We start from the raw sequence: 20,155 nt of genomic DNA, 5'->3' as shown, positions 1-20,155 counted from the left end.
GCCCGCGCTTGGCCCAAGCCTATGAAGGCGGTGATGGACGATGCCGCCCACCCGCCGCGCGAGACGCCGCCCCGCCGGCGACGGGGCTTCGGTGCGTTCAGCCGGCGCCGCAGCATCGCGCTCGGCGTGGCGCTGGTGGTGCTGTCGGCGCTGATCGCATTGTGGAGCGTGCGGCGGCCGATCGCGGCGCGCGTCATCGACCGCGAACTGGCGAAGCTGGGCGTGCCGGCGCGCTATACGATCGGCACCTTCGGGACGGGGCGGCAGCGGCTGCAGAACGTGGTGCTCGGCGATCCCGCCGACCCCGACCTCGTCGCCGACTGGCTGGAGGCGGAGACGCGGATCGGGCTCGATGGCGCCAAGGTGGTCGGCGTGCGGGCGGGGCATGTCCGGCTGCGCGCGCGCTGGGTGGGCGGCAAGCTGTCGTTCGGGGCGATCGACCGGCTGCTGCCTGCGCCGTCGGGCCAGGCGACCCCCTTCGCGCTGCCGGCGCTGTTCGTGGATGCCGAGGATGCGCGGCTACGGGTCGAGGCGCCGGCGGGCGTGCTGGGGCTGAAGGTCAGCGGGCGCGGGCGGCTGGACGACGGCTTTGCGGGAAATGTCGCGCTGGTCGGCGATACGCTGCGCCTGAACGATTGCGTCGCGCGCGGCGTGCAGGCGGCGCTGCGGGTGACGGTCGCCAAGGGCGCGCCGACGCTGGCCGGGCCGGTGCGGCTGGCGCGCGGAGCGTGCGGGACGAGCCGAATCGCAGGCGTGGGGGCCGACATCGACGCGCGGCTGTCGCCGGCGTTCGATGCGTGGCGCGGTTCGGCGCGGTTGGCGAGCGGGGCGGTGACGGGGGCGGGTGCGTCCGCCGAGGCGCTGAAGGGATCGGCGACGTTCGACGGCAATGCGACGGCGACCGAGGGGCAGGCGGACCTTGCCGCATCGGCAGTGCGTGCGCCGGGTGGTGCGGCGCGCACATTGGCGGTGCAGGGGCGTTACCGAATCGGGGCGGAACAGCTGTTCGCCGGAACGGTGACGGTGGCCGGGGGGCAGGTCGCGCCGCGAATGCTGGCGGTGCTCGACGCCCGGACGGGCGCGGGATCGCCGGTCGCGCCGCTGGTGCGCCAGCTCAGCCTGGCGCTGCGCCAAGCGGGGCAGGCGATCGACGGCAGCGCCGATCTGGCGGTGCGGCAGGCGGGTGGCAGCGGCCAGCTGCGCGTGACGCGCGCGGCGCTGGCGGCGGCGAGCGGCGCGCGGCTGCGGCTGGGGGGCAGCAGCGGCATCGCCTACGGCTGGCCGCAGGCGCGCGTGCATATCGATACCGCGGTGCAGATCGCGGGCGGTGGCCTGCCGCAGGCGGACGTGCAGCTGGCACAGGCGCGCGCGGGCGCGCCGATCCGCGGGCGTGCGATCGTCGCGCCCTATGCGGCGGGTGGGGCAAGGCTGGCGCTGGCCCCGGTGACGTTCAGTGCGGGCAGCGGCGGTGTGACGCGGATCACGACGCGGATCGACCTCAGCGGGCCGCTCGGCGACGGGCGAATCGACCGCTTGCAGGCGCCGCTCGATCTCGACTGGGACGGGCGCGGGCGGCTGCGCGTCGATCCGGGGTGCGCGGCCGTCGCGATCCAGCGGCTCGCGGTGGCGGGGCTGGTGCTCGATCCGGTACGGACGCGCGTGTGCCCGCGCCGTGGTGCGGCGGCGGTGGTGACGGTGGAGCGCGGGCGGATCGGCGGCGGCGTGCGCCTGCCCGCGACGCGGCTGACCGGGCGATTGGGCGGTACGCCGCTGACGCTGGCGGCGAGCGGCAGCGAGTTGCGGCTGGAGGATAACGGGTTCGCCCTGAGCGGCGTCGCGGCGCGGCTGGGCAGTCCTGAGCGGGTGACACGGATCGATCTGGGGCAATTGACCGGCCGGATCGCGGGTGGCGGGGTTGCCGGGCAGTTCGCCGGCGGATCGGGCCAGATCGGCAACGTACCGTTGCTGCTGGGCGCGGCGGCGGGCGACTGGAACCTGCGCGGCGGCGTGCTGGCGCTGACCGGCGCGATGACGGTCGACGATGCCGCGCCCGATCCGCGCTTCAAGACGCTCGCGGCGCGCGATGTCACGCTGCGCCTCGCCGATGGCACGATCACCGCGGGGGGCACGTTGTACGAGCCGACGAAGGCGGTGAAGGTCGCCGACGTGCGTATCATCCATCGCCTGTCGGCGGGGACGGGCACCGCCGATCTCACCGTGCCGGGCATCGTCTTCACCAAGGATTTCCAGCCTGACCTGCTGACCCGCCTGACCTTCGGCGTCGTCGCCGAGGTGCGTGCGACCGTCACCGGCGATGCGCATATCGGCTGGACGCCCGAGGGCGTCACCTCGACCGGCACCTTCGCGACCAAGGATGCGGCGCTGGCCGCAGCGTTCGGCCCAGTGTCGGGCCTGAGCACGACGATCCATTTCAGCGACCTGCTCAGCCTGGCGAGCGCGCCCGCGCAGGTGGCGACGGTGAAGACGATCAACCCCGGCATCGCCGTGACCGACGGCACGATCGTCTACCAATTGCTGCCCGAACAACGCGTGCAGATCGACAGAGGCGTCTGGCCGTTCGCGGGCGGCACGATGACGCTGCTGCCGACGACGCTCGATTTCGCGCAGGCGGGCCAGCGGCGGCTGACCTTCCGTCTGGACGGGGTGGCGGCGGACCAGTTCCTCCAGCAGTTCGACTTCAAGAACCTCGACGCGACCGGCATCTTCGACGGCGAGCTGCCGATGATCTTCGACGACAACGGCGGGCGGATCGAGGGCGGGCGGCTGACGGTGCGGCCGGGCGGGGGCAGCATCGCCTATGTCGGCGACCTGACGCAGAAGGATCTGGGCATCTGGGGCAATATCGCGTTCCAGGCGCTCAAATCGCTGCGCTATCGCAACCTCACCATATCGATGAACGGCCCGCTGGCGGGCGAGATGGTGACCGCGGTGCGCTTCGCCGGGGTGACGCAGGGCGAGGGCGCGAAGAGCAATTTCATCGTCCGCCGGCTGCAAAAGCTGCCCTTCGTGTTCAACATTACTATCAAAGCGCCGTTCCGCGGCCTGCTGGACAGCGCGCAGAGCTTCTACGACCCGAGTCGGCTGCTGCCCCAATTGCTCGACCGCGAACGGCGCAAGGCGGTCATTCAGCCTCCCGCAAGCGCACCCGTGCCACAACCGAAACAGGATTGAAGATGGTGAAGCGAATCACGACATTGCGGATCGCGATGGGGATGGCCGGGATCGGTATGGCGGCGACGCTGGGCGGCTGCATCAACGTGTCCGCACCCGAAAAGCCGATCCAGATCAACCTCAACATCAGCGTCACGCAGCAGGTGGTGTACCGCCTGGACGGCGAGGCGAAGGCGCTGATCGACAAGCAACCGGGGATTTTCTGATGACCAAGACCATGATGATGATCGGAGCCGCCGCCATGGCGCTGGCGGGCCTGTCGGGCGCGGCGTTCGCGCAGCGCGACCCGGCCTATGCGGCGGCGCGCGAGGCGAAGGAAGTCGGCGAACAGCCCGACGGCTATCTCGGTGTGGTGAAGGGCGGCCCCGCGATCCAGGCGCTGGTCCGCGACATCAACATCAAGCGCAAGGCGGCCTATACGCAGAGCGCGCAGGCCAATGGTTCGACGGTCGAGCAGTTCGCCTTCACCACCGGCTGCAACCTCGTCGCGCGCGTGCCGGTGGGCGAGATGTACAAGACGCCGTCGGGCCAGTGGAAGGAAAACACCGGCACGCCGGAGCTGGACGGGCGGTGCAAGTGACGCGGTAGAGCCGCTGTCGACCCTCACCCTTCCCAGCCGGCTGCGCCGGGCGGGCCCCTTCCCTCTCCCGCCGGGAGAGGGAGGGAGCGCCGAAGGCGCGGAAGGGTGAGGGCGGCGCAAGTGATCGCCCGAGGAGCGGACGAATCTGTGTTCCGTTCGCCCTGAGCCTGTCGAAGGGCGGCTCTCCGCAAGCGTGACGCTCGTGGCAACGCGCCCTTCGACAGGCTCAGGGCGAACGGTGGTGCGAGGACGCCCCTCCCCCTGGCGGGGGAGGAATTGCTTGTGGGTTACTCACCGGTTGACACCCTCGGCACCCCCACCTAAACGGACCACGCCTTGGCGGGATCGGTCGCCCTGCGCGCTTTCTCCCCCGGTTGAACGATACAGGCGAGGGGATGCGCGTGGCGGATGACGATACCGGACGAGACTTCACCAGCGCGGAGGATCCGCGGCTTTCCGCGCTCGACGAGCGGTTGAGGGAAGCCCGGCACGCCGAAGCGCTGCGGACGGGGCAGGGGGCGCCGACGGCCGATGCGGGATATTCGCTCGGCAATCGCGTGCTCGCCGCTTTGATCGGAAGCCTCGTCGGCAGTGCCCTGATCGGCTGGTGTATCGACCGCTGGTTCGGCACGACCCCATGGGCGCTGATCGTGATGCTGTTCCTCGGAATCGCGGTCGCGTTCAGGCAGATCTTACGGATTGCAGGCGAGCGCCCGGAGTAAACCGGGCGTTTGTCGTATCAGGGAGCGAAAGGCCACACGTGGCGGCAGAATCGGGCAGCAGAATCGATCCGATGCACCAGTTCCTGATCGAACCCCTGTTCGGTCGGCATTGGGTCGTCGCGGGATACGACATCTCGTTCACCAACTCCGCGTTGTGGATGGTCGTGACGCTGGTCAGCCTGTGGCTGTTCATGCTGGGCGGGATGAAGCGCGAGCTCGTCCCCGGCCGCTGGCAGGCCGCGGTGGAAGGCTTCACCGGCTTCGTGTCGAACATGCTGACGTCGAACGTCGGGCCGGCGGGCAAGCGCTTCGTGCCCTACGTCTTCTCGCTGTTCATGTTCATCCTGTTCGCCAACCTGTGGGGCCTGTCGCCGGTCGGCGTCGTGCCGGGCTGGCATCCGTTCACGGTCACCAGCCACCTGACCGTCACCGGCGTGCTGGCGATCATCAGCTTCTCGATCGTGCTGATCGTCGGCTTCGGCAAGCACGGCTTCCACTTCTTCAGCCTGTTCGTGCCGCACGGCACGCCGCCGCTGATGATCCCGCTGATCTTCGTCGTCGAGCTGATGAGCTTCCTGGTGCGCCCCTTCTCGCTGGGTCTGCGACTGTTCGTCGCGATGACCGCGGGGCACATCCTGCTGAAGGTGCTGGCCGCCTTCGTGATCACCGGCATGAACCTCGGCGTCGGTTACGGCCTGCTCGTGTCGCTGCCCAGCTTCGTGCTGATGATCGGCATCACGCTGCTCGAGCTGCTGGTCGCCGCGATCCAGGCCTATGTCTTTGCGCTGCTGACGAGCGTGTATCTGAACGACGCCGTCAACCTGCACTGAGTTTCGTTTTTAGTTTCAACCCAACTGTTTGATACGGGAGTTTTGACATGGACGCAGAAGCCGCCAAGATGATCGGCGCCGGCCTGGCCGCGATCGGCATGGGCCTTGCCTCGCTGGGCGTGGGCAACGTGTTCGCCAAGTTCCTCGAAGGCGCGCTGCGCAATCCGGGTGCGGCGGACAGCCAGCAGGGCCGTCTGTTCATCGGTTTCGCGGGCGCCGAGCTGCTCGGCCTGCTCGCCTTCGTGACGATGATCATCCTGCTGTTCGTCGCCTAACATCGGATGCGTTCGCCGGGCGCACATTCGCGTCCGGCGGATCGTTCGAGGTCGCGCTAAAGGGTTTCGATGCCTCAGATTTCGCAGATCGCCGCCACTTACGCTTCGCAGATCTTCTGGCTGCTCATCACCTTCGGCATCCTGTATTTCGGGATCGGCAAGATGATGGTCCCGAAGGTCATGGCGACCGTGGACGCGCGTGAAGGCCAGATCGCGGGCGACCTTGCCGCAGCCGAACAGGCCCGCCTTGCCGCCGACCAGGTCGAAGCGGCCTGGCGCGCCAAGATGGACGAGGCACGCGCCGCGGCGCATGCCGAGACCACCGCTGCCAAGGCGCAGGCGGTCAAGGCGACCGAAAGCCAGATCAAGTCGATCGACGTCGAACTCGCCGAACGCCTCGCGCATCACGACCTCGCGGTCGGTAATGCCAAGGCGCAGGCGATGCTGAACCTGCAGGCGGTCGCCGCCGAGGTGACGCAGGATCTGGTGGCCAAGGTGTCGGGCCTGACCGTCGGCATCGATGCCGCCGCGGATGCGGTGCGCAGGAGCAACGCGCATGGCTGAGGCCGCCCCCCAAAACACGCCGGCCGGTGACGCGGGCGATGCCGCCGTCGCCGCCAACCTTGCCGATGCCGCGACCGCGCAGGGGCTGCAGACGCAGAACGTGCGTGACGGCAGCCAGCTGACCGCCAACGTCTCCGAACCCGCGGCGCATCACGTCGAGGAGCCGACCGCCCTCGGCCTGAACACCACCGGCTGGGTCGGGATCGCCGCGCTGGTCGTGCTGATCGGTATGCTGGTCGTGAAGGTGCCGGCGAAGATCGCCGCGAGCCTGGACAAGCAGATCGCCGGCGTGCGCGCCCAGCTGGACGAAGCCAAGGCGCTGCGCGCCGAGGCCGAGCGGCTGCGCGGCGAATATGAGGCGAAGGCCAAGGCCGCCGAAGCCGACGCCGCGACGATGCGGGCGCATGCCCAGGCGGAGGCGAACCAGATCATCGCCAAGGCCAAGCACGATGCGGAGGAGCTGATGGCCCGCCGCACCAAGCGCGCCGAGGACAAGATCGCCGCCGCCGAACGCGCCGCAATCGCCGAAGTCCGCGCGCTGGCGGCGGAGACCGCGTCCAAGGCGGCCGCGCTGGTGATCGCCGAACAGCTCGACGCCGATGCCGATCGCGCGATGATCGATCGTTCGATCGCCGGATTGGGCCGGCCGAACTGACCATAGTCCTCCCCCGCCAGGGGGAGGTGTCATCGCGTAGCGGTGACGGAGGGGGAGGTAAGCGGCGCGCTGCGTAACGGCGTGCGTTCCTTACCTCCCCCTCCACCATTCGGCTTGCGCCGAACGGGCCCCAGGACCGGGTCGGATCGTCCCCCGGACGATCCTTGAGCATGCGGGGCATGCTCAACCCGGTCCTCCCTGGCGGGGGAGGACTTTCTTTTCCGACGTGCGTCTCTTCACGGGTTTCCGGCGCCGTCCCATCTGTCCGAGCCCGCACAGGAGCAATCCGATGTCGTGGCTTATTCTCGCAATTGCCGTCTTTACCGAAATCTGCTGGGCGCTCAGCCTGAAATGGGCGGCGACGCTGGCGACGTGGCAGGCGTCGGCGGTGCCGATCGTGCTGTCGTTCGTGAATATGGGGCTGCTCGCGCTGGCGATGCGCGGCTTGCCCGCTGGCACCGCTTATGCGGTGTGGACCGGCTGTGGCGCTGTGGGCGTCATCATCGGCGGCGTGCTGCTGTTCGGCGACAAGGTGAGCCTGGTGCAGGCGTGCTTCATGGCGGTGACCGTGGTGGGGATCGTGGGGACGAAGCTGTTCGCGCAGGCGTGAGGGGCGATAGCCCTTCTCACGCCGTCACCCCGGACTTGGTCCGGGGTCCACTTCGCGGCAAGGGGATCGCCTGAGCCTCTTGCCAACCCCTCGCGGCCCGGTGGACCCCGGACCAAGTCCGGGGTGACGAGGAATGACAGGCGGTGCTACAGGTCCCCAACGCGCCACGGCGCGAGGTGAGGTGTAGCCATGTCGATCCTGCTGTCGTTGCTGTTGATCGGAACCCAGACGCAGGCGGCGGAACGCGCGGGAAAATTCTCGCTCGACATCCCGGCGGACGAGACGGTTACCGCCCCGGCCGAACCCAAAGCCGCCACCGAAGAGACGCCGAAGCCCGAGGCGCAACCGGTCGAGGCGAAGCCGGATACCGCGACCGAATCGCCGCCCGCGCCGGCGGAAGCGCCAAGTCCAGCAGCCGCCGCCCCGGCATCCCGCGCGCATTTCTCGCTCGACACGCCGATCGTCGACCTGCTCGCCGATCCCCGCGCGAAGGCGGTACTCGATAAGGATATGCCGGGGCTCAGCGACGACGAGAATCTGTCCAAGTTCCAGGCGCTGTCGCTGCGCCGGCTCGCGCCGTTGAGCGGCGGGCAGATGACGGCGGAGCTGATGGGCAAGCTCGCCTATGATCTCGCCGCGCTGGGTGGTGGCGCGCCGCCGCCGGTGTCGCGCAAGGGGCTGCCGAACGGGCGTTAACCTCTAGCCCCGACCCCGGCCGACTCCTACATGGGCCGGCATGTCGTCCTACGGTCCGCCCGATCGATTCAACGAAGAACGCGCCACCTACGCCGTCCGCGGATCGGATACCCCCGATATAGAGGCGGGGGTCGCCGCGATACGTAACGTGTTGCAAACGCTGCCGACGCGCTCCGGCGTCTATCGCATGCACGATGCCAAGGGCGACGTGCTGTACGTCGGCAAGGCGCGCTCGCTGAAGCAGCGGGTGGCGAATTATACGCAGGTGAAGGGGCTCACCAAGCGCCTCCAGCGGATGATCGCGCAGACGCGGTCGATGACGATCGTCACGACGAACAACGAGGCGGAGGCGCTGCTGCTCGAGGCGCAGCTCATCAAGCGCTACCGCCCCGCGTACAACGTGCTGCTGCGCGACGATAAAAGCTTCCCGTTCATCCTGCTGCGCGGCGACCACGATTTCCCGCGCGTGCAGAAGCATCGCGGGGCGCGGCGGGCGCCGGGCAATTACTATGGGCCGTTCGCCAGCGCGGGCAGCGTCAACAACACGCTCAACGCGTTGCAGAAGCTGTTCCTGCTGCGCAGCTGCACCGACGGCTTCTTCAAGACGCGCGACCGGCCGTGCCTGCTGTACCAGATCAAGCGCTGTTCGGCCCCGTGCGTCGGGCGGATCGACAAGGACGGATACAAGGAATTGGTCGACGATTGCCGCGACTTCCTGGCCGGCAAGTCGACCAGGGTGCAGGCCAAGCTGGGCGCGCAGATGCAGGCGGCGGCGGAGAATATGGACTTCGAACTGGCCGCGCTGCTGCGCGACCGGTTGAAGGCGCTGACGTTCGTGCAGGGCAAGCAGGCGATCAATGCGGAGGGCGTGGGCGATGCCGACGTCTTCGCGCTGGCGTGCAAGGACGGCGTGATCGGCATCCAGGCCTTCTTCATCCGCGGCGGCCAGAATTGGGGGCATCGCAGCTTCTTCCCGCAGCACACCAACGACGTGCCCGAGGATGAGGTGCTGGCGAGCTTCCTCACCCAATTCTACGAAGAGGTGCCGCCGCCCAAGACGATCCTGCTCGACCGCGAGCTGGGCGAGGGCGCGCTGCTGGGCGAGGCGCTGGGCGAGCGCGCGGGCTATAAGGTCGCGCTGTCGGTGCCCCAGCGCGGCGATCGGCGCCGGCTGATGGACCAGGCCAAGCGCAATGCGATCGAGGCGCTGGAGCGGCGGCTGGCGGAGAGCACGACGCAGGCGAAACTGCTGCGCGAGGTGGCGGAGCTGTTCGACCTGGGCGACCCGCCCGACCGCATCGAAATCTACGACAACAGCCACATCCAGGGCAGCAATGCCGTGGGCGCGATGGTCGTCGCGGGGCCGGAGGGGTTCCGCAAGGGCCAGTACCGCAAGTGGAACATCAAGGGGAATGAGGCGGCGACCGACAGCGACGTCGGCATGATGCGCGAGGTGTTCCGCCGCCGCTTCGCCCGCCAGCTGGAGGAAGCGCCCGATCGTGACGACGGGACATGGCCCGACCTCGTCCTGATCGACGGCGGCAAGCCGCAGCTCAATGCGGCGAAGGCGGTGCTGGAGGATCTGGGCATCGAGGACGTGTGCCTGGTCGGCATCGCCAAGGGGCCGCACCACGGCCGTGAGGGGCGCGAGGTGTTCCACCTGCTCGACGGGCGCGAATTCCAGCTGCCGGTCAATGCGCCGGTGCTGTTCTACCTCCAGCGGCTGCGCGACGAGGTCCACCGCTTCGTGATCGGTGCGCATCGCGACAAGCGCGCGAAGGCGATCGGGGCGAGCCCGCTGGACGAGGTGCCCGGCATCGGCCCCGCGCGTAAGAAGGCGCTGCTGATGCACTTCGGCACCGGCCGTGCGGTACGCAACGCGAGCCTGGAGGATTTGAAGAAGGCGCCGCGCGTGTCAGCGGGCGTCGCGCAGCAGGTGTACGACTTCTACCACGCGCGGTGATGTAACTCCCCCCGTCATCCCGGACGTGGTCCGGGGTCCACCGGGCCGCTAGGGGGCGGCAAGAACCTCCGGCCGTCCCCCTCGCCGCAGAGTGGACCCCGGACCAAGTCCGGCGTGACGAAGAAGAGCGATACGTGCTCTTCCACCGCATCCTCATCTTTTCTGCGTTGCCGCTGCATCGTGGGTCGCTAGACTGATCGATATCGGGGGCGGGGTCATCCGGGGGTGATCGCTTGCACCGTTCGCCCTGAGCCTGTCGAAGGGCCCGTCGCCGCGAGCGTCATGCTTGGGGAGGGGCGTGCTTCGACAGGCTCAGCACGAACGGCGTGTGGTGTGACGTCATCTGCTTTTGGGATGGCAGGGGGGATTATGATGAAGATGCGGCGACTGGCGCTGGTGGCGCTGTTCGGGTCGACCAGTTGGGTGGCGCAGGCGGCCGACAAGGTGCTCTACCAGCCGGTGCCGGCCTGGGTGAAGCCGGCACCGGCGGTCGATCCCGCCAGCGTCACGCCAGATTCGCCGGTGCTGATGGTGCTCGACAACCAGCAGCGGCTGGAGGGCGGCACGGTGTGGCAATATACCGATACCGCGACGCGGATCGCGACGGCCGAGATGCTGGGGCAGGCGGGGACGGTCAGCCTGCAATGGCAGCCGGCGGCGGGCGACCTGATCGTCCACCGCGCCGAGATCATCCGCGGTCCCGAGCGTATCGACCTGCTGAAGGCGAACGCGGAAGGCGCCAAGGCGGGGTTCGACGTGCTGCGTCGCGAACAGAAGCTGGAACAGCGCCAGCTGGATGGCATGCTGACCGCGACGATGGCGGTGGAGGGCCTGCGCGTCGGCGACATCCTGCACGTCGTCGTGTCGATCACGCGCAAGGACGCCGTCCTGCAGGGCGCGATGCAGGGCTTCCAGCCGCTGCCATCGGCGCCGCTGAAGATCGGCTATGCGCGGGCCCGCGTGCTGTGGCCGGCGACCGATCAGGTGCGCTGGAAACTCTATGCCGAGGCGCCCAAGCCGGTGGAGAGCGTCGTCGGCGGCTATCGCGAGATCAGCGTGCCGCTGCCGCTCGCCAAGCAGCCCGAGCTGCCCAATGACGTACCGGTGCGGTTCCAGCGGCTGGGTCTGCTGGAGGCGACGAGCTTTGCCGACTGGGCGGCGGTGTCGAAGGTGATGGCGCCGCTCTATACGACCGACGGGCTGATCGCCGCCGATCCGGCGCTGTCCGCGGAGGTCGCGAAGATCAAGGCGGCGAGTAGCGACCCAATGCAGCGCACCGCGGCGGCACTGCAATTGGTGCAGGAACAGGTCCGCTATCTGTTCAACGGCATGGACCAGGGCAATTACAAGCCGCAGAGCCCGGCCCAGACGTGGCAGCTGCGCTATGGCGACTGCAAGGCGAAGACGCTGTTGCTGCTGTCGATCCTGCGCGCGTTGGATATCGAGGCGGAGCCGGTGCTGGCGAGCAGCAAGCTGGGCGACCTGCTGCCCGATCGCCTGCCGACGCCCGGCGCGTTCGATCATATCCTGGTCCGCGCGAGCGTGAACGGCGAAACCTTGTGGCTGGACGGCACCGATGCCGGCGCCCGGCTGGCCGACCTGCGCGATACGCCGCCATTCCGCTGGACGCTGCCGGTGCGCGCGGCGGGAGCGCCGCTGCTCGCGCTGCCGATGCGCACGCCGGCGCGGCCGCATATCGAGGCGACGATCGATCTGGATGAGAGTGCGGGCGTCGACCTGCCGGCGGTGCTGACCGCGACGGTCAACCTGCGCGGTCGCATCGGCCAGATGCTGCAGGCGGCGCAGGCGCAGGCGAGCCGCGAGGATATCCGCAAGATGGCGGACAAGATGACGCAGGGGATCATTGGCTCCGCGACCGTGGTCGATCGCACGCTGAAATATGACGCCGCGACCGGTCTGGCCACGGTGACCGTCACCGGCATCGCCTATCCCGACTGGAATCGCGTCGACCAACGCTACCGCAGCGTGATCGACCGGACGGTGGCGGGGATGACGTTCGAACCCGATCGTGCGCGCGCGGCTTGGGCGGCGATGCCGGTCGCGACGGGCGACGGGGCCTATTATCGCAGCCTGACCCGCATCCGCCTGCCCGATAGCGGCAAGGGCTATACGCTGGAGGGCGATCGCAGCTTCGCCAAGCCGATGGCGGGGGTGACGGTGACGCGGACCGTCGCGGAGGCGAATGGCGTGGTGACGATCGACGACCGCTCGGTCCTGTCGGGCGCCGAAGTGCCCGCGAACGAGATCGCCGCCAACCGGGCGGCGATCAGCGCCGCCAAGAACCGATTGCTGAGCGTCGTCGCGCCCGCCGATCTGCCCAACCTGCCCGCCCGGGTGGAAGCGACGAAGCGCGCCGGCGGATTCGCCAAGCTTGCCGCGCTGTACGATCGCGGCGTTGCCGACCAGCCCGACGAGGCGGAGGTCTATACCAATCGCGCCTGGTTCTACGAGCAGACGTACGACCGGCCCAAGGCGATCGCCGATCTGACGCGGGCGATCGCGATCACGCCCGATGCCAGCACCTATACCCGGCGCGCTGCGCTGTATCGGCAGACCGGCGACCTCAGCAAGGCGTTCGCCGATCTGACCGCCGCGCGCGGCATCGACCCGTCGGACGACGATACCGTCGAGGCGCTGGCGACGTTGCGCGCCGATCGCGGCGAGAAGGACGCGGCGATCGAGCTGGTACAGGAACGGATCGACGCGGGCGGCAAGAGCAAGCCGGGCATGATCGCGTTGAAGGCCGACGTGCTCGCACGCACCGGCGACAAGGAGGGGGCGATCGCGGCGATCGACCAGGCGGTGGCGGCAGGGCCGGGCAATCCGCGGCTGCTCAACAGCCGATGCTGGATCAAGGGTACGCTGAACGTCGCGCTCGATACCGCATTGAAGGATTGCACGCGCTCGATCGAGCTGAGCGATTCGACCACCGCGGCGCTCGACAGCCGGGCGATGGTGTTCTTTCGCATGAACCGCTTCGACGATGCGCTCGCCGATCTTAACGCCGCGCTCGACAATGCGCCGGGGCTGGCGGCGAGCCTGTACATGCGCGGGCTGATCCTGGGGCGGCAGGGCAAGGCCGAAGGCAAGGCGGATCTCGCCGCCGCGCGCCTGATCAACCCGCGGATCGACGAGGATTACAAGCGCTACGGCATCCAGCCGTGATGGCCTTTGCCGCCACGCGGGAGGGCGACCGGGCCGGGTCGCGCTGCGCGATCGAGCGGGTCCACGATGGTGGTCTTGCGTGATCGGTGCATGGCAAGCCGATGGTGGGGCAGCGCAAAAGCGGCCGAGACATAATTTGTTACGGCCATTATGGCCTGAAATATGACCCGGCCTAGGCATTTGTTCATCGGCGGCGGATAGGGCGGAGGGGATGACGACCTCCGTCTTCCTGACCGTCGATGTCGAATTTGCGTGGCGCCATTATGCCGCGGGATATGACGTCGATACGATCTATGCCCGTTCGATCGAGCCGGCGGGGGTGGGGCTGTCCTTTCAATTGGCCCAACTGGCCCGCCATGGGTTGAAGGCGTGCTTCTTCGTCGATCCGATGCCGGCGCTGGTCTTCGGTATCGATCCCGTGCGGCGGATGGTGGAGACGATCCTGGCGGCGGGGCAGGAGGTGCAGCTGCACATCCACCCCAATTGGCGCGGGGCCGACGAGAGCGATCGCAAGACCCGTTACGGTCGGTTCCAGCTGCACGAATATGGCGCCGACGAGCAGCGCGCCTTGCTCGTCACCGCGACCGAGCTGCTGGTCGCGGCCGGCGCACCGCCGCCGATCGCGTTTCGCGCGGGCAGCTATTCCGCGAACGACGACACGCTACGGGCGCTCGCCGATCTGGGCTTCGTCTATGACAGCAGCCACAATGGCGGCGAGGCGCAGGTGAGCCGCATCCGGCTGGCGCCGACGCAGATCGCACCGGTGATGCGGCAGCTGGTCGAGGTGCCGGTGACGGTGATCGAGGAATTGCCGGGGCGGCTGCGCACGTTCCAGCTGTGTGCGCTGTCGCGGCATGAGGCGGCGGCGGCGCTGGATCATGCGATGGCCGAGGCGCATCAGGCGGTGACGATCGTCAGCCATGGCTTCGAACTCGCCAATCGGGCGGGCACGCATGCCAATGCCGTGCATGTCCGGCGCTTCGATGCGCTGTGCCGGCGGCTGGCCGAGCGCGCGGCGGAGCTGCCGACGCGGCATTTCGCCGACCGGCCGGTGTTGGCGCTGGATGCGGACGACCGGCCGCTGGGCCCCGCCTTGTGGCGTCGTCGGGTGCGGCAGGCGGAGCAGGCCTGGTCGAATTGGGTGTCGGAACGGCGCCGGTGAGCGCGATTCCCTTACGCTTTCAGGTGGGCGCGCGGACGCTCGCCACGGTGCGGCGCGATCTGGTGCGCGTGCCGCTCGCGCTGGATGACGTGCTGGCCGGAACGCTGCCGGTGTTGCCGCCAGCGCAGGGCGACGGCTATCTGGTGACCTCGCTGCCCGCGGCCCTCGCCGCTGCGCTTCCCGCGAGCGGGCGGATCGTGCGGGAGCGCCAGCGCTACACGCGGTATTACACCGACCTGTCGATCGGGCATGCGGCGTGGCTGGCGAGCCTGTCGGGATCGGCTCGCGCGACGCTGCGGCGTAAGGCCAAGAAGGTGGCGGCGGCGGGGATGGCGGTGCGCGCCTATCGCGACGCGGCGGATTTCGATGCCTTTCACCCGATCGCGCGTGGCATTTCGGCACGAACCTATCAGGAGCGGTTGCTCGATTCGGGCCTGCCCGTCGCGCCGGACACGGTCGCCAGGCTGCGCGCGCTGGCGGCGGCGGATGGCCTGCGCGCCTGGCTGCTGCTGATCGACGGAAAGCCCGCAGCCTATCTGTGCTGTACGGTCGAGGGGCAGGCGCTGCGCTATGATTATGTCGGCCACGATCCGGCGTTCGGCGATCTGTCGCCGGGTACGGTGCTGCAGGCGGCGGCGTTCGAGGACCTGTTCCGGGATCGCTTCGCGCGATTCGATTTCACCGAAGGGGAGGGGCAGCACAAGCGGCTGTTCGCGACCGGCGGGGTGGAATGCGTCGACCTGCTGGTGCTGACGCCCACGCTGGCCAATCGCGCGACTCTGGCGGCGCTGGCGGGGTTCGATGGCGCGGTGGCGGTGGCGAAGCGGGCGATGGGTCATTCGCGGCTGCGGGCGCTGGCGAACGCCGTGCGGCGGTAGGGGAGAATTGCCACGCCCTCACCCTTCGGCGCTGCGCGCCTCTTCCCTCTCCCGGTGGGAGAGGGAGGGAGCGGCGAAGCCGCGGAAGGGTGAGGGTCGGTACGGCCCCACCGGTTGACCCTCGCCGTGCCACGCCCCATCTCGCGGACATGCAACAATCCACTACCGATCTCGATCGCGCGCTCGGCTTCGCGATCCCCAGTCGCTCGGCGCGCGGCCGTGTCTTGCGGCTCGGGCCGGCGCTCGACAGCGTGCTTGCCGCTCACGCCTATCCCCCCGCGATCGAGGCGCTGCTCGCCGAGGCGCTGACGCTCGCCGCGCTGATCGGCTCGACGTTGAAGGACCCGAGCGGCCAGCTGACGATGCAGACGCGCACCGAAAACGGTGTCGTCCGCCTGCTGGTGTGCGACTATCGTGGTGGCGAAGTGCGCGGCTATATCGATTACGACGCGGACAAGTTCGCCGAAATGCCGGAAAAGCCGACGCTGTTCGCGCTGTTCGGCCAGGGCTATCTCGCCATCACCTTCGATCTTGCTACCACCGGCGAGCGCTATCAGGGCATCGTGCCGCTGGACGGGGACACGCTGGCGCAGGCGGCCGAAAGCTATTTCGTCCAGTCCGAGCAGATCCCGAGCCTGGTCAGCGTCGGCATCGCCCGCGACGGCGATGGACATACGGTCGCCGGCGGCCTGTTCCTCCAGCACCTGCCCGAGGGCGAGGTGGGGCGCGAGCGGCTGCACACGCGGCTCGACCATCCCGAATGGGAGCATGTCGAGGCGCTGGGCCGAACGATGGGCGTCGACGAACTCGCCGATCCGGCGCTGCCGCTCGAGACATTGGTCTGGCGCCTGTTCAACGAGGAGGAAGAGGTGCGCGCACTCGCCTCGACACCGCTGTCGCGCGGCTGCCGCTGCACCGGCGACTATATCGCCAGCGTGCTCGCCAAATTCACGCCCGAGGAACGGCGCGAGATGGCGGACGAGAATGGGCTGATCCAGGTCGATTGCGCGTTCTGCGCGACCAAATTCCCCATTCCGGCGGATGCCGCCGCGGTGGCGTGAGCCATGGGGCGAATCTGCACCGGATGGTAAGGATTTCCCGCTAATACAGGCGGGTGGATGCTTCAGCGTCGCACGCTTTTCTCCCTAAAAGGGCGCTTGCGCCCTTCCCTTTGAGGCCCGCGCCCCCCGTGCGGGCCTTTTCTTTTGGCCGCGATTCGCCTAGCGGGCGGCGGATCATGATGAACCAGAACCAGGCCGCACCGTTGGCCGTCGTGCTCGTCTCCGGCGGGCTCGACTCGATGATCTCCGCCGCCAGCGCGCGGGAGCAGGGATATCGCGTGCTCGCGCTGTCGGTGGATTATAACCAGCGCCACCGTGTCGAGCTGGCGGCCGCGCGCCGCGTCGCCAATGTGCTCGGCGCCGAACGCCACATCATCCTGCCGCTCGACCTGTCGGCCTTTGGCGGATCGGCGCTGACCGACGATATTGCCGTGCCCAAGGATGGCGTCGGCACCGAAGAGGGCGGCGGCATTCCCGTCACCTATGTCCCTGCGCGCAATACAATCTTCCTCAGCCTCGCGCTCGGCTGGGCGGAGGCGGCGGGCGCGCGCGACCTGTTCATCGGCGTCAACGCGCTCGATTATTCGGGCTATCCCGATTGCCGACCGGAGTTCATCGCGGCGTTCGAAGGGCTGGCGGAGATCGCCACCAAGGCCGGGGTCGAAGGCCAGCGCTTCACGATCCATGCGCCGCTCCAGCATATGACCAAGGCGGATATCGTCCGCGAAGGCCAGCGGCTGGGCGTCGACATGGGGCTGAGCTGGTCGTGCTACGATCCCGCGCCGGGCGGCGTGCATTGCGGCACCTGCGACAGCTGCCGCCTGCGGTCCAAGGGGTTCGAGGACGCAGGGATTCCCGATCCCACGGTCTACGCCGTCCGGGTGTGATGCGATGAGCTATGCGGTCAAGGAGATGTTCCTCACCCTGCAGGGCGAGGGCGTCAACGCCGGCCGGCGCGCGGTGTTCGTGCGTTTTGCCGGCTGCAATCTGTGGAGCGGGCGCGAGCAGGATCGGGCCACGGCGATCTGCCGCTTTTGCGACACCGATTTCGTCGGCACCGATGGCCTCGGCGGCGGCAAGTTCGCGGACGCAGGCGCGCTGGTCGCGGCGGTCGCGGGCTTCTGGGGCGCGGGGCAGGCAGATCGCTTCGTCGTGCTGACCGGGGGCGAGCCGATGTTGCAGGTCGACGATGCGCTGGTCGATGCGCTGCATGATGCGGGCTTCCGCATCGCGATCGAGAGCAACGGCACGCTGCCCGTCCATTCCGGCATCGACTGGGTATGCATCAGCCCCAAGGCGGGGAGCGAGGTGGTGCAGCGATCGGGCGACGAATTGAAGCTCGTCTGGCCGCAGCCGGGCACGGACATCGACGCGATCGAAACCTGGGACTTTGCGCACCGATTGCTCCAGCCGATGGACGACGCCGCCGGCCAGGCGAATGTCGACGCCGCGATCGCGCTGGTGATGGAGCGCCCGCACTGGCGGCTGTCGCTTCAGACGCACAAGCTGCTGGGATTGCGATAGGGGCGGAATGCGCCTTCGCTTTTCACGAACCGTCATTCCCGCGGCGGCGGGAATCCAGACGCGCAGGTCTTCGAAAGAACCGCAAGGTTAGCGGATCTGGATCCCCGCCTTCGCGGGGATGACGATCGGGTGGATGGGGCGGCGGCAAAAGACGCCAACGGCCTGCGGCATCGAGATCGAATTCCGGACCATGCCAGGTGACCGAACGGGCGGGGTGAACCGCGCCCGATCCCCTTAGCGCTGCGCCGTCTCGGTGCCCTTTGCGGTGGCGGCGACCGTGGTCGGGGCGGCGGGCGGCCAGGCGAAGGCGCCGCACTTCTTGGTCACCCATTCGCCCTTCTTGTTCCAGCAGATCGGGTCGAACCGCGGCTTGGAGGCGTAATCGCGGCCCAGGTAGCGTTGGAAATGCTGTTCGCCATACGGCGTCAGGCTGTTGCGCAATTCGCGGATGCGCGACAGCGCCAGCGGGCCGAAGCCACCACGCGGCGCGAAGACGGCATCGCGGCCGATCTCGCTGGCGGTCTGGCAGAAGTTGAGCTGGGCGGAGACGGTGGCGAAATTCGAATAGGTGCGCGTGCCGAACTGGTCGAGCGCGTTCTGTCCGTCGCGCGGGGTCTTCGACGTGCGGGTGAAATATTTGGTCAGCGTCTGCCAGACGCCGGCCAGCTCGTCCTTATGGTCGAGCAGCACCGCATTGTAGTTTTCGCGCGTCAACAGCGTCGGTTCGAACTGGCATTGCAGCGCCGCGACGTTGAGCGCGGCGCGCAGGTTCCACGCCATCGCCGCGCGCAGCTCCACCGGGGTGGCGCCGGGCAGCACCTGGCCCAGATTGGCCTCCGTCCCCGTCACTTCCTCGCCATGATAATCGTGCGATCGCAGGAAAAACTGCGCCGACGCGGGCGCCGCCGCCACCAGGCTGGTCGCCGCGCATCCCAGCGCGAACACCATCCGCAACTTACTCATCTGAACCCATCCTCGCCGAAGCAATATCGGGCAATTCTAGATGGTTTTGGCGGGCGACCCAATCCCTGATTAAGCATGTTCCGGCAAATTTCGTCGCGAATGCGCCAAAGCGTTGCCCCGTTCAGCCATGGGTCTGTGCCAGAGCTACCGCAGGGCAGGCCGATACGAAAACGGCCGCCCGGTTGCCCGGACGGCCGTTTCGCAAATGAAATAACCCGAAGCGGGAAATTACATCGCGTTCGTGGTCGTGGTGGTGTTCGACGTCATCATGGTGTCGTTCGCCATCATGGTGTCGTTCGCCATCATGCCACCGTTCGACGCGCCGTCGACGGCGGTCATGTTGTCGCTCATGGTGCCCATGTCGTCGGTCGAGTTCATGTCGGTGACCATGGTGTTCTCGGTGGTCGTCTCGGTCTTCGGGCCGCAGGCCGACACGGCGAGAGCGGCGCCGGCGATCAGCGAGCCGGTCAGGATCTTGGAGATGGTTGCACGCATTGGAAGCTCCCTAGAATAGGATTTGGACGGCTTGCTGGCCCTTTAATTCCCAAATCACGGTAGACATTAATCGCATAACGGCCCGCCCTCAAGCCTCGTTTTCTCCCCGGGGGGATGCGGGGCAGGCGAGGGAGGACAGGAAGGCCGGGGCGGTCAACGCGAGCGCGGCGTCAAAGGTTGCGAGATCGGCGTTGCGTTCCAGGGCCTTAAGGCTGGTGACGGGGAATTCCGGCAGGCCGCAGGGCACGATCCCCCCAAAATGGGACAGGTCGGGCGCGACATTCACCGCCAGGCCGTGCAGCGTGATCCAGCGGCGCACGCGCACGCCGATCGCGCCGATCTTCGCTTCGGGGCCGCCGTCCGTCGTCCATATGCCGACGCGCCCCTCGACGCGGAACGCCGAGACGCCCAGTTCCGCGAGCGCCGCGATCACCCAGCCTTCGACGCCATGGACGAAGCAGCGCACGTCCTTCCCGCGCTGGCCGAGATCGAGCACCATATAGACGATGCGCTGACCCGGCCCGTGATAGGTGTATTTGCCGCCGCGGCCCGTCGCGACGACGGGAAAGCGCGCGTCGATCAGGTCGCCGGGCGCGGCGCTGGTGCCGGCGGTGTAGACCGGCGGGTGTTCGAGCAGCCAGATCAGCTCGCGCGCCTCGCCCGCCAGGACGGCGGCGGCGCGCGCCTCCATCTCGGCCAGCGCCACGTCATAGGGGGTGAGGCCGGGCGACACGCGCCATTCGATGCGGCCCCCGTCTATAGCGTTGGAATGCATCGTGCCGACGTCGATCTCGCTCAT

Annotated in this window: 20 protein-coding genes; 17 read left to right on the top strand and 3 right to left on the bottom strand. The window is 68.4% G+C overall.

The window, feature by feature from the left end; translation table 11 throughout:
* Positions 1 to 21: 21 nt before the first annotated feature.
* From A7E77_RS05275 to queE, 17 genes are all read left to right on the top strand, one after another.
* A complete protein-coding gene (locus tag A7E77_RS05275) occupies positions 22 to 3,192 on the top strand; it encodes a YdbH domain-containing protein (RefSeq protein ID WP_063686382.1) in 3,171 nt (1,056 codons plus the stop codon).
* 2 nt (positions 3,193 to 3,194) lie between these two features.
* Positions 3,195 to 3,398 carry a YnbE family lipoprotein gene (locus tag A7E77_RS05270; protein ID WP_017980004.1) on the top strand — a complete coding sequence of 68 codons (204 nt, stop codon included), beginning with the start codon at positions 3,195 to 3,197 and terminating at the stop codon, positions 3,396 to 3,398.
* Complete coding sequence (locus A7E77_RS05265) at positions 3,398 to 3,772, top strand: YdbL family protein (protein ID WP_017980003.1); 375 nt, start codon at positions 3,398 to 3,400, stop codon at positions 3,770 to 3,772. The genes A7E77_RS05270 and A7E77_RS05265 overlap by 1 nt, the downstream gene beginning before the upstream one ends.
* Before the next feature lie 395 nt (positions 3,773 to 4,167).
* Positions 4,168 to 4,494 carry an AtpZ/AtpI family protein gene (locus A7E77_RS05260; protein ID WP_017980002.1) on the top strand — a complete coding sequence of 109 codons (327 nt, stop codon included), beginning with the start codon at positions 4,168 to 4,170 and terminating at the stop codon, positions 4,492 to 4,494.
* A gap of 38 nt (positions 4,495 to 4,532) precedes the next feature.
* Complete coding sequence (locus A7E77_RS05255) at positions 4,533 to 5,324, top strand: F0F1 ATP synthase subunit A (protein ID WP_063686380.1); 792 nt, start codon at positions 4,533 to 4,535, stop codon at positions 5,322 to 5,324.
* A 47-nt stretch (positions 5,325 to 5,371) separates the two neighbouring features.
* On the top strand, positions 5,372 to 5,599 hold the full coding sequence (locus A7E77_RS05250; protein ID WP_038662560.1) for a F0F1 ATP synthase subunit C: 228 nt from the start codon (positions 5,372 to 5,374) through the stop codon (positions 5,597 to 5,599).
* Positions 5,600 to 5,668: 69 nt separating this feature from the next.
* Positions 5,669 to 6,163, top strand: a complete 495-nt coding sequence (locus A7E77_RS05245; RefSeq protein ID WP_017979999.1) for a hypothetical protein — start codon at positions 5,669 to 5,671, stop codon at positions 6,161 to 6,163.
* Positions 6,156 to 6,818, top strand: a complete 663-nt coding sequence (locus A7E77_RS05240; RefSeq protein ID WP_063686378.1) for a hypothetical protein — start codon at positions 6,156 to 6,158, stop codon at positions 6,816 to 6,818. The genes A7E77_RS05245 and A7E77_RS05240 overlap by 8 nt, the downstream gene beginning before the upstream one ends.
* A 289-nt stretch (positions 6,819 to 7,107) precedes the next feature.
* Positions 7,108 to 7,428, top strand: a complete 321-nt coding sequence (locus A7E77_RS05235) for a DMT family transporter (RefSeq protein ID WP_017979997.1) — start codon at positions 7,108 to 7,110, stop codon at positions 7,426 to 7,428.
* A 189-nt stretch (positions 7,429 to 7,617) separates the two neighbouring features.
* Entirely contained in the window at positions 7,618 to 8,124 is a 507-nt protein-coding gene (locus A7E77_RS05230) for a hypothetical protein (RefSeq protein ID WP_063686376.1), read from the top strand.
* Between the two features lie 40 nt (positions 8,125 to 8,164).
* Positions 8,165 to 10,087: an excinuclease ABC subunit UvrC gene (uvrC, locus tag A7E77_RS05225; protein ID WP_063686375.1), complete on the top strand. Its 1,923-nt coding sequence runs from the start codon at positions 8,165 to 8,167 to the stop codon at positions 10,085 to 10,087.
* A gap of 369 nt (positions 10,088 to 10,456) precedes the next feature.
* Positions 10,457 to 13,273 (top strand): DUF3857 domain-containing protein, encoded by a 2,817-nt coding sequence (locus A7E77_RS05220; RefSeq protein WP_063686373.1) that lies wholly within the window; start codon positions 10,457 to 10,459, stop codon positions 13,271 to 13,273.
* Between the two features lie 211 nt (positions 13,274 to 13,484).
* Entirely contained in the window at positions 13,485 to 14,435 is a 951-nt protein-coding gene (locus A7E77_RS05215; RefSeq protein WP_063686371.1) for a polysaccharide deacetylase family protein, read from the top strand.
* Entirely contained in the window at positions 14,432 to 15,313 is an 882-nt protein-coding gene (locus A7E77_RS05210; RefSeq protein ID WP_226341859.1) for a GNAT family N-acetyltransferase, read from the top strand. Before A7E77_RS05215 ends, A7E77_RS05210 begins: the two co-directional genes overlap by 4 nt.
* 149 nt (positions 15,314 to 15,462) lie before the next feature.
* Complete coding sequence (locus tag A7E77_RS05205; RefSeq protein ID WP_063686367.1) at positions 15,463 to 16,374, top strand: Hsp33 family molecular chaperone HslO; 912 nt, start codon at positions 15,463 to 15,465, stop codon at positions 16,372 to 16,374.
* A 176-nt stretch (positions 16,375 to 16,550) separates the two neighbouring features.
* The gene (gene queC, locus A7E77_RS05200) at positions 16,551 to 17,261 is read left to right on the top strand and encodes a 7-cyano-7-deazaguanine synthase QueC (RefSeq protein ID WP_043060167.1); all 711 of its coding nucleotides are present in this window, start codon (positions 16,551 to 16,553) and stop codon (positions 17,259 to 17,261) included.
* 4 nt (positions 17,262 to 17,265) lie between these two features.
* Positions 17,266 to 17,898, top strand: coding sequence for a 7-carboxy-7-deazaguanine synthase (gene queE / locus A7E77_RS05195; protein ID WP_063686365.1), 633 nt, complete (start codon positions 17,266 to 17,268; stop codon positions 17,896 to 17,898).
* A 234-nt stretch (positions 17,899 to 18,132) separates the two neighbouring features.
* Here the strand turns inward: queE and A7E77_RS05190 are convergent, their stop codons facing one another.
* From A7E77_RS05190 to lipB, 3 genes are all read right to left on the bottom strand, one after another.
* Positions 18,133 to 18,861, bottom strand: coding sequence for a hypothetical protein (locus A7E77_RS05190; RefSeq protein WP_226341858.1), 729 nt, complete (start codon positions 18,859 to 18,861; stop codon positions 18,133 to 18,135).
* 228 nt (positions 18,862 to 19,089) lie between these two features.
* Positions 19,090 to 19,356, bottom strand: a complete 267-nt coding sequence (locus A7E77_RS05185) for a hypothetical protein (RefSeq protein ID WP_017979986.1) — start codon at positions 19,354 to 19,356, stop codon at positions 19,090 to 19,092.
* Positions 19,357 to 19,444: 88 nt separating this feature from the next.
* Positions 19,445 to 20,155, bottom strand: a complete 711-nt coding sequence (lipB, locus tag A7E77_RS05180; protein WP_183949497.1) for a lipoyl(octanoyl) transferase LipB — start codon at positions 20,153 to 20,155, stop codon at positions 19,445 to 19,447.

The organism is Sphingomonas sp. NIC1, assembly GCF_001638925.1.
Taxonomy (GTDB): domain Bacteria; phylum Pseudomonadota; class Alphaproteobacteria; order Sphingomonadales; family Sphingomonadaceae; genus Sphingomonas; species Sphingomonas aquatilis.
The sequence above is the reverse complement of the archived record's forward strand: the minus strand, read 5'-3'. Positions and strand labels throughout refer to the sequence as shown.

Bases quoted from the DNA above. Each gene is read 5' to 3' on its own strand.
- A7E77_RS05275 (WP_063686382.1), top strand. From the start codon at position 22: ATGAAGGCGGTGATGGACGATGCCGCCCACCCGCCGCGCGAGACGCCG.
- A7E77_RS05270 (WP_017980004.1), top strand. From the start codon at position 3,195: ATGGTGAAGCGAATCACGACATTGCGGATCGCGATGGGGATGGCCGGG.
- A7E77_RS05265 (WP_017980003.1), top strand. From the start codon at position 3,398: ATGACCAAGACCATGATGATGATCGGAGCCGCCGCCATGGCGCTGGCG.
- A7E77_RS05260 (WP_017980002.1), top strand. From the start codon at position 4,168: ATGCGCGTGGCGGATGACGATACCGGACGAGACTTCACCAGCGCGGAG.
- A7E77_RS05250 (WP_038662560.1), top strand. From the start codon at position 5,372: ATGGACGCAGAAGCCGCCAAGATGATCGGCGCCGGCCTGGCCGCGATC.
- A7E77_RS05245 (WP_017979999.1), top strand. From the start codon at position 5,669: ATGCCTCAGATTTCGCAGATCGCCGCCACTTACGCTTCGCAGATCTTC.
- A7E77_RS05240 (WP_063686378.1), top strand. From the start codon at position 6,156: ATGGCTGAGGCCGCCCCCCAAAACACGCCGGCCGGTGACGCGGGCGAT.
- A7E77_RS05235 (WP_017979997.1), top strand. From the start codon at position 7,108: ATGTCGTGGCTTATTCTCGCAATTGCCGTCTTTACCGAAATCTGCTGG.
- A7E77_RS05230 (WP_063686376.1), top strand. From the start codon at position 7,618: ATGTCGATCCTGCTGTCGTTGCTGTTGATCGGAACCCAGACGCAGGCG.
- uvrC (WP_063686375.1), top strand. From the start codon at position 8,165: ATGTCGTCCTACGGTCCGCCCGATCGATTCAACGAAGAACGCGCCACC.
- A7E77_RS05220 (WP_063686373.1), top strand. From the start codon at position 10,457: ATGATGAAGATGCGGCGACTGGCGCTGGTGGCGCTGTTCGGGTCGACC.
- A7E77_RS05215 (WP_063686371.1), top strand. From the start codon at position 13,485: ATGACGACCTCCGTCTTCCTGACCGTCGATGTCGAATTTGCGTGGCGC.
- A7E77_RS05205 (WP_063686367.1), top strand. From the start codon at position 15,463: ATGCAACAATCCACTACCGATCTCGATCGCGCGCTCGGCTTCGCGATC.
- queC (WP_043060167.1), top strand. From the start codon at position 16,551: ATGATGAACCAGAACCAGGCCGCACCGTTGGCCGTCGTGCTCGTCTCC.
- queE (WP_063686365.1), top strand. From the start codon at position 17,266: ATGAGCTATGCGGTCAAGGAGATGTTCCTCACCCTGCAGGGCGAGGGC.
- A7E77_RS05190 (WP_226341858.1), bottom strand. From the start codon at position 18,861: ATGAGTAAGTTGCGGATGGTGTTCGCGCTGGGATGCGCGGCGACCAGC.
- A7E77_RS05185 (WP_017979986.1), bottom strand. From the start codon at position 19,356: ATGCGTGCAACCATCTCCAAGATCCTGACCGGCTCGCTGATCGCCGGC.
- lipB (WP_183949497.1), bottom strand. From the start codon at position 20,155: ATGAGCGAGATCGACGTCGGCACGATGCATTCCAACGCTATAGACGGG.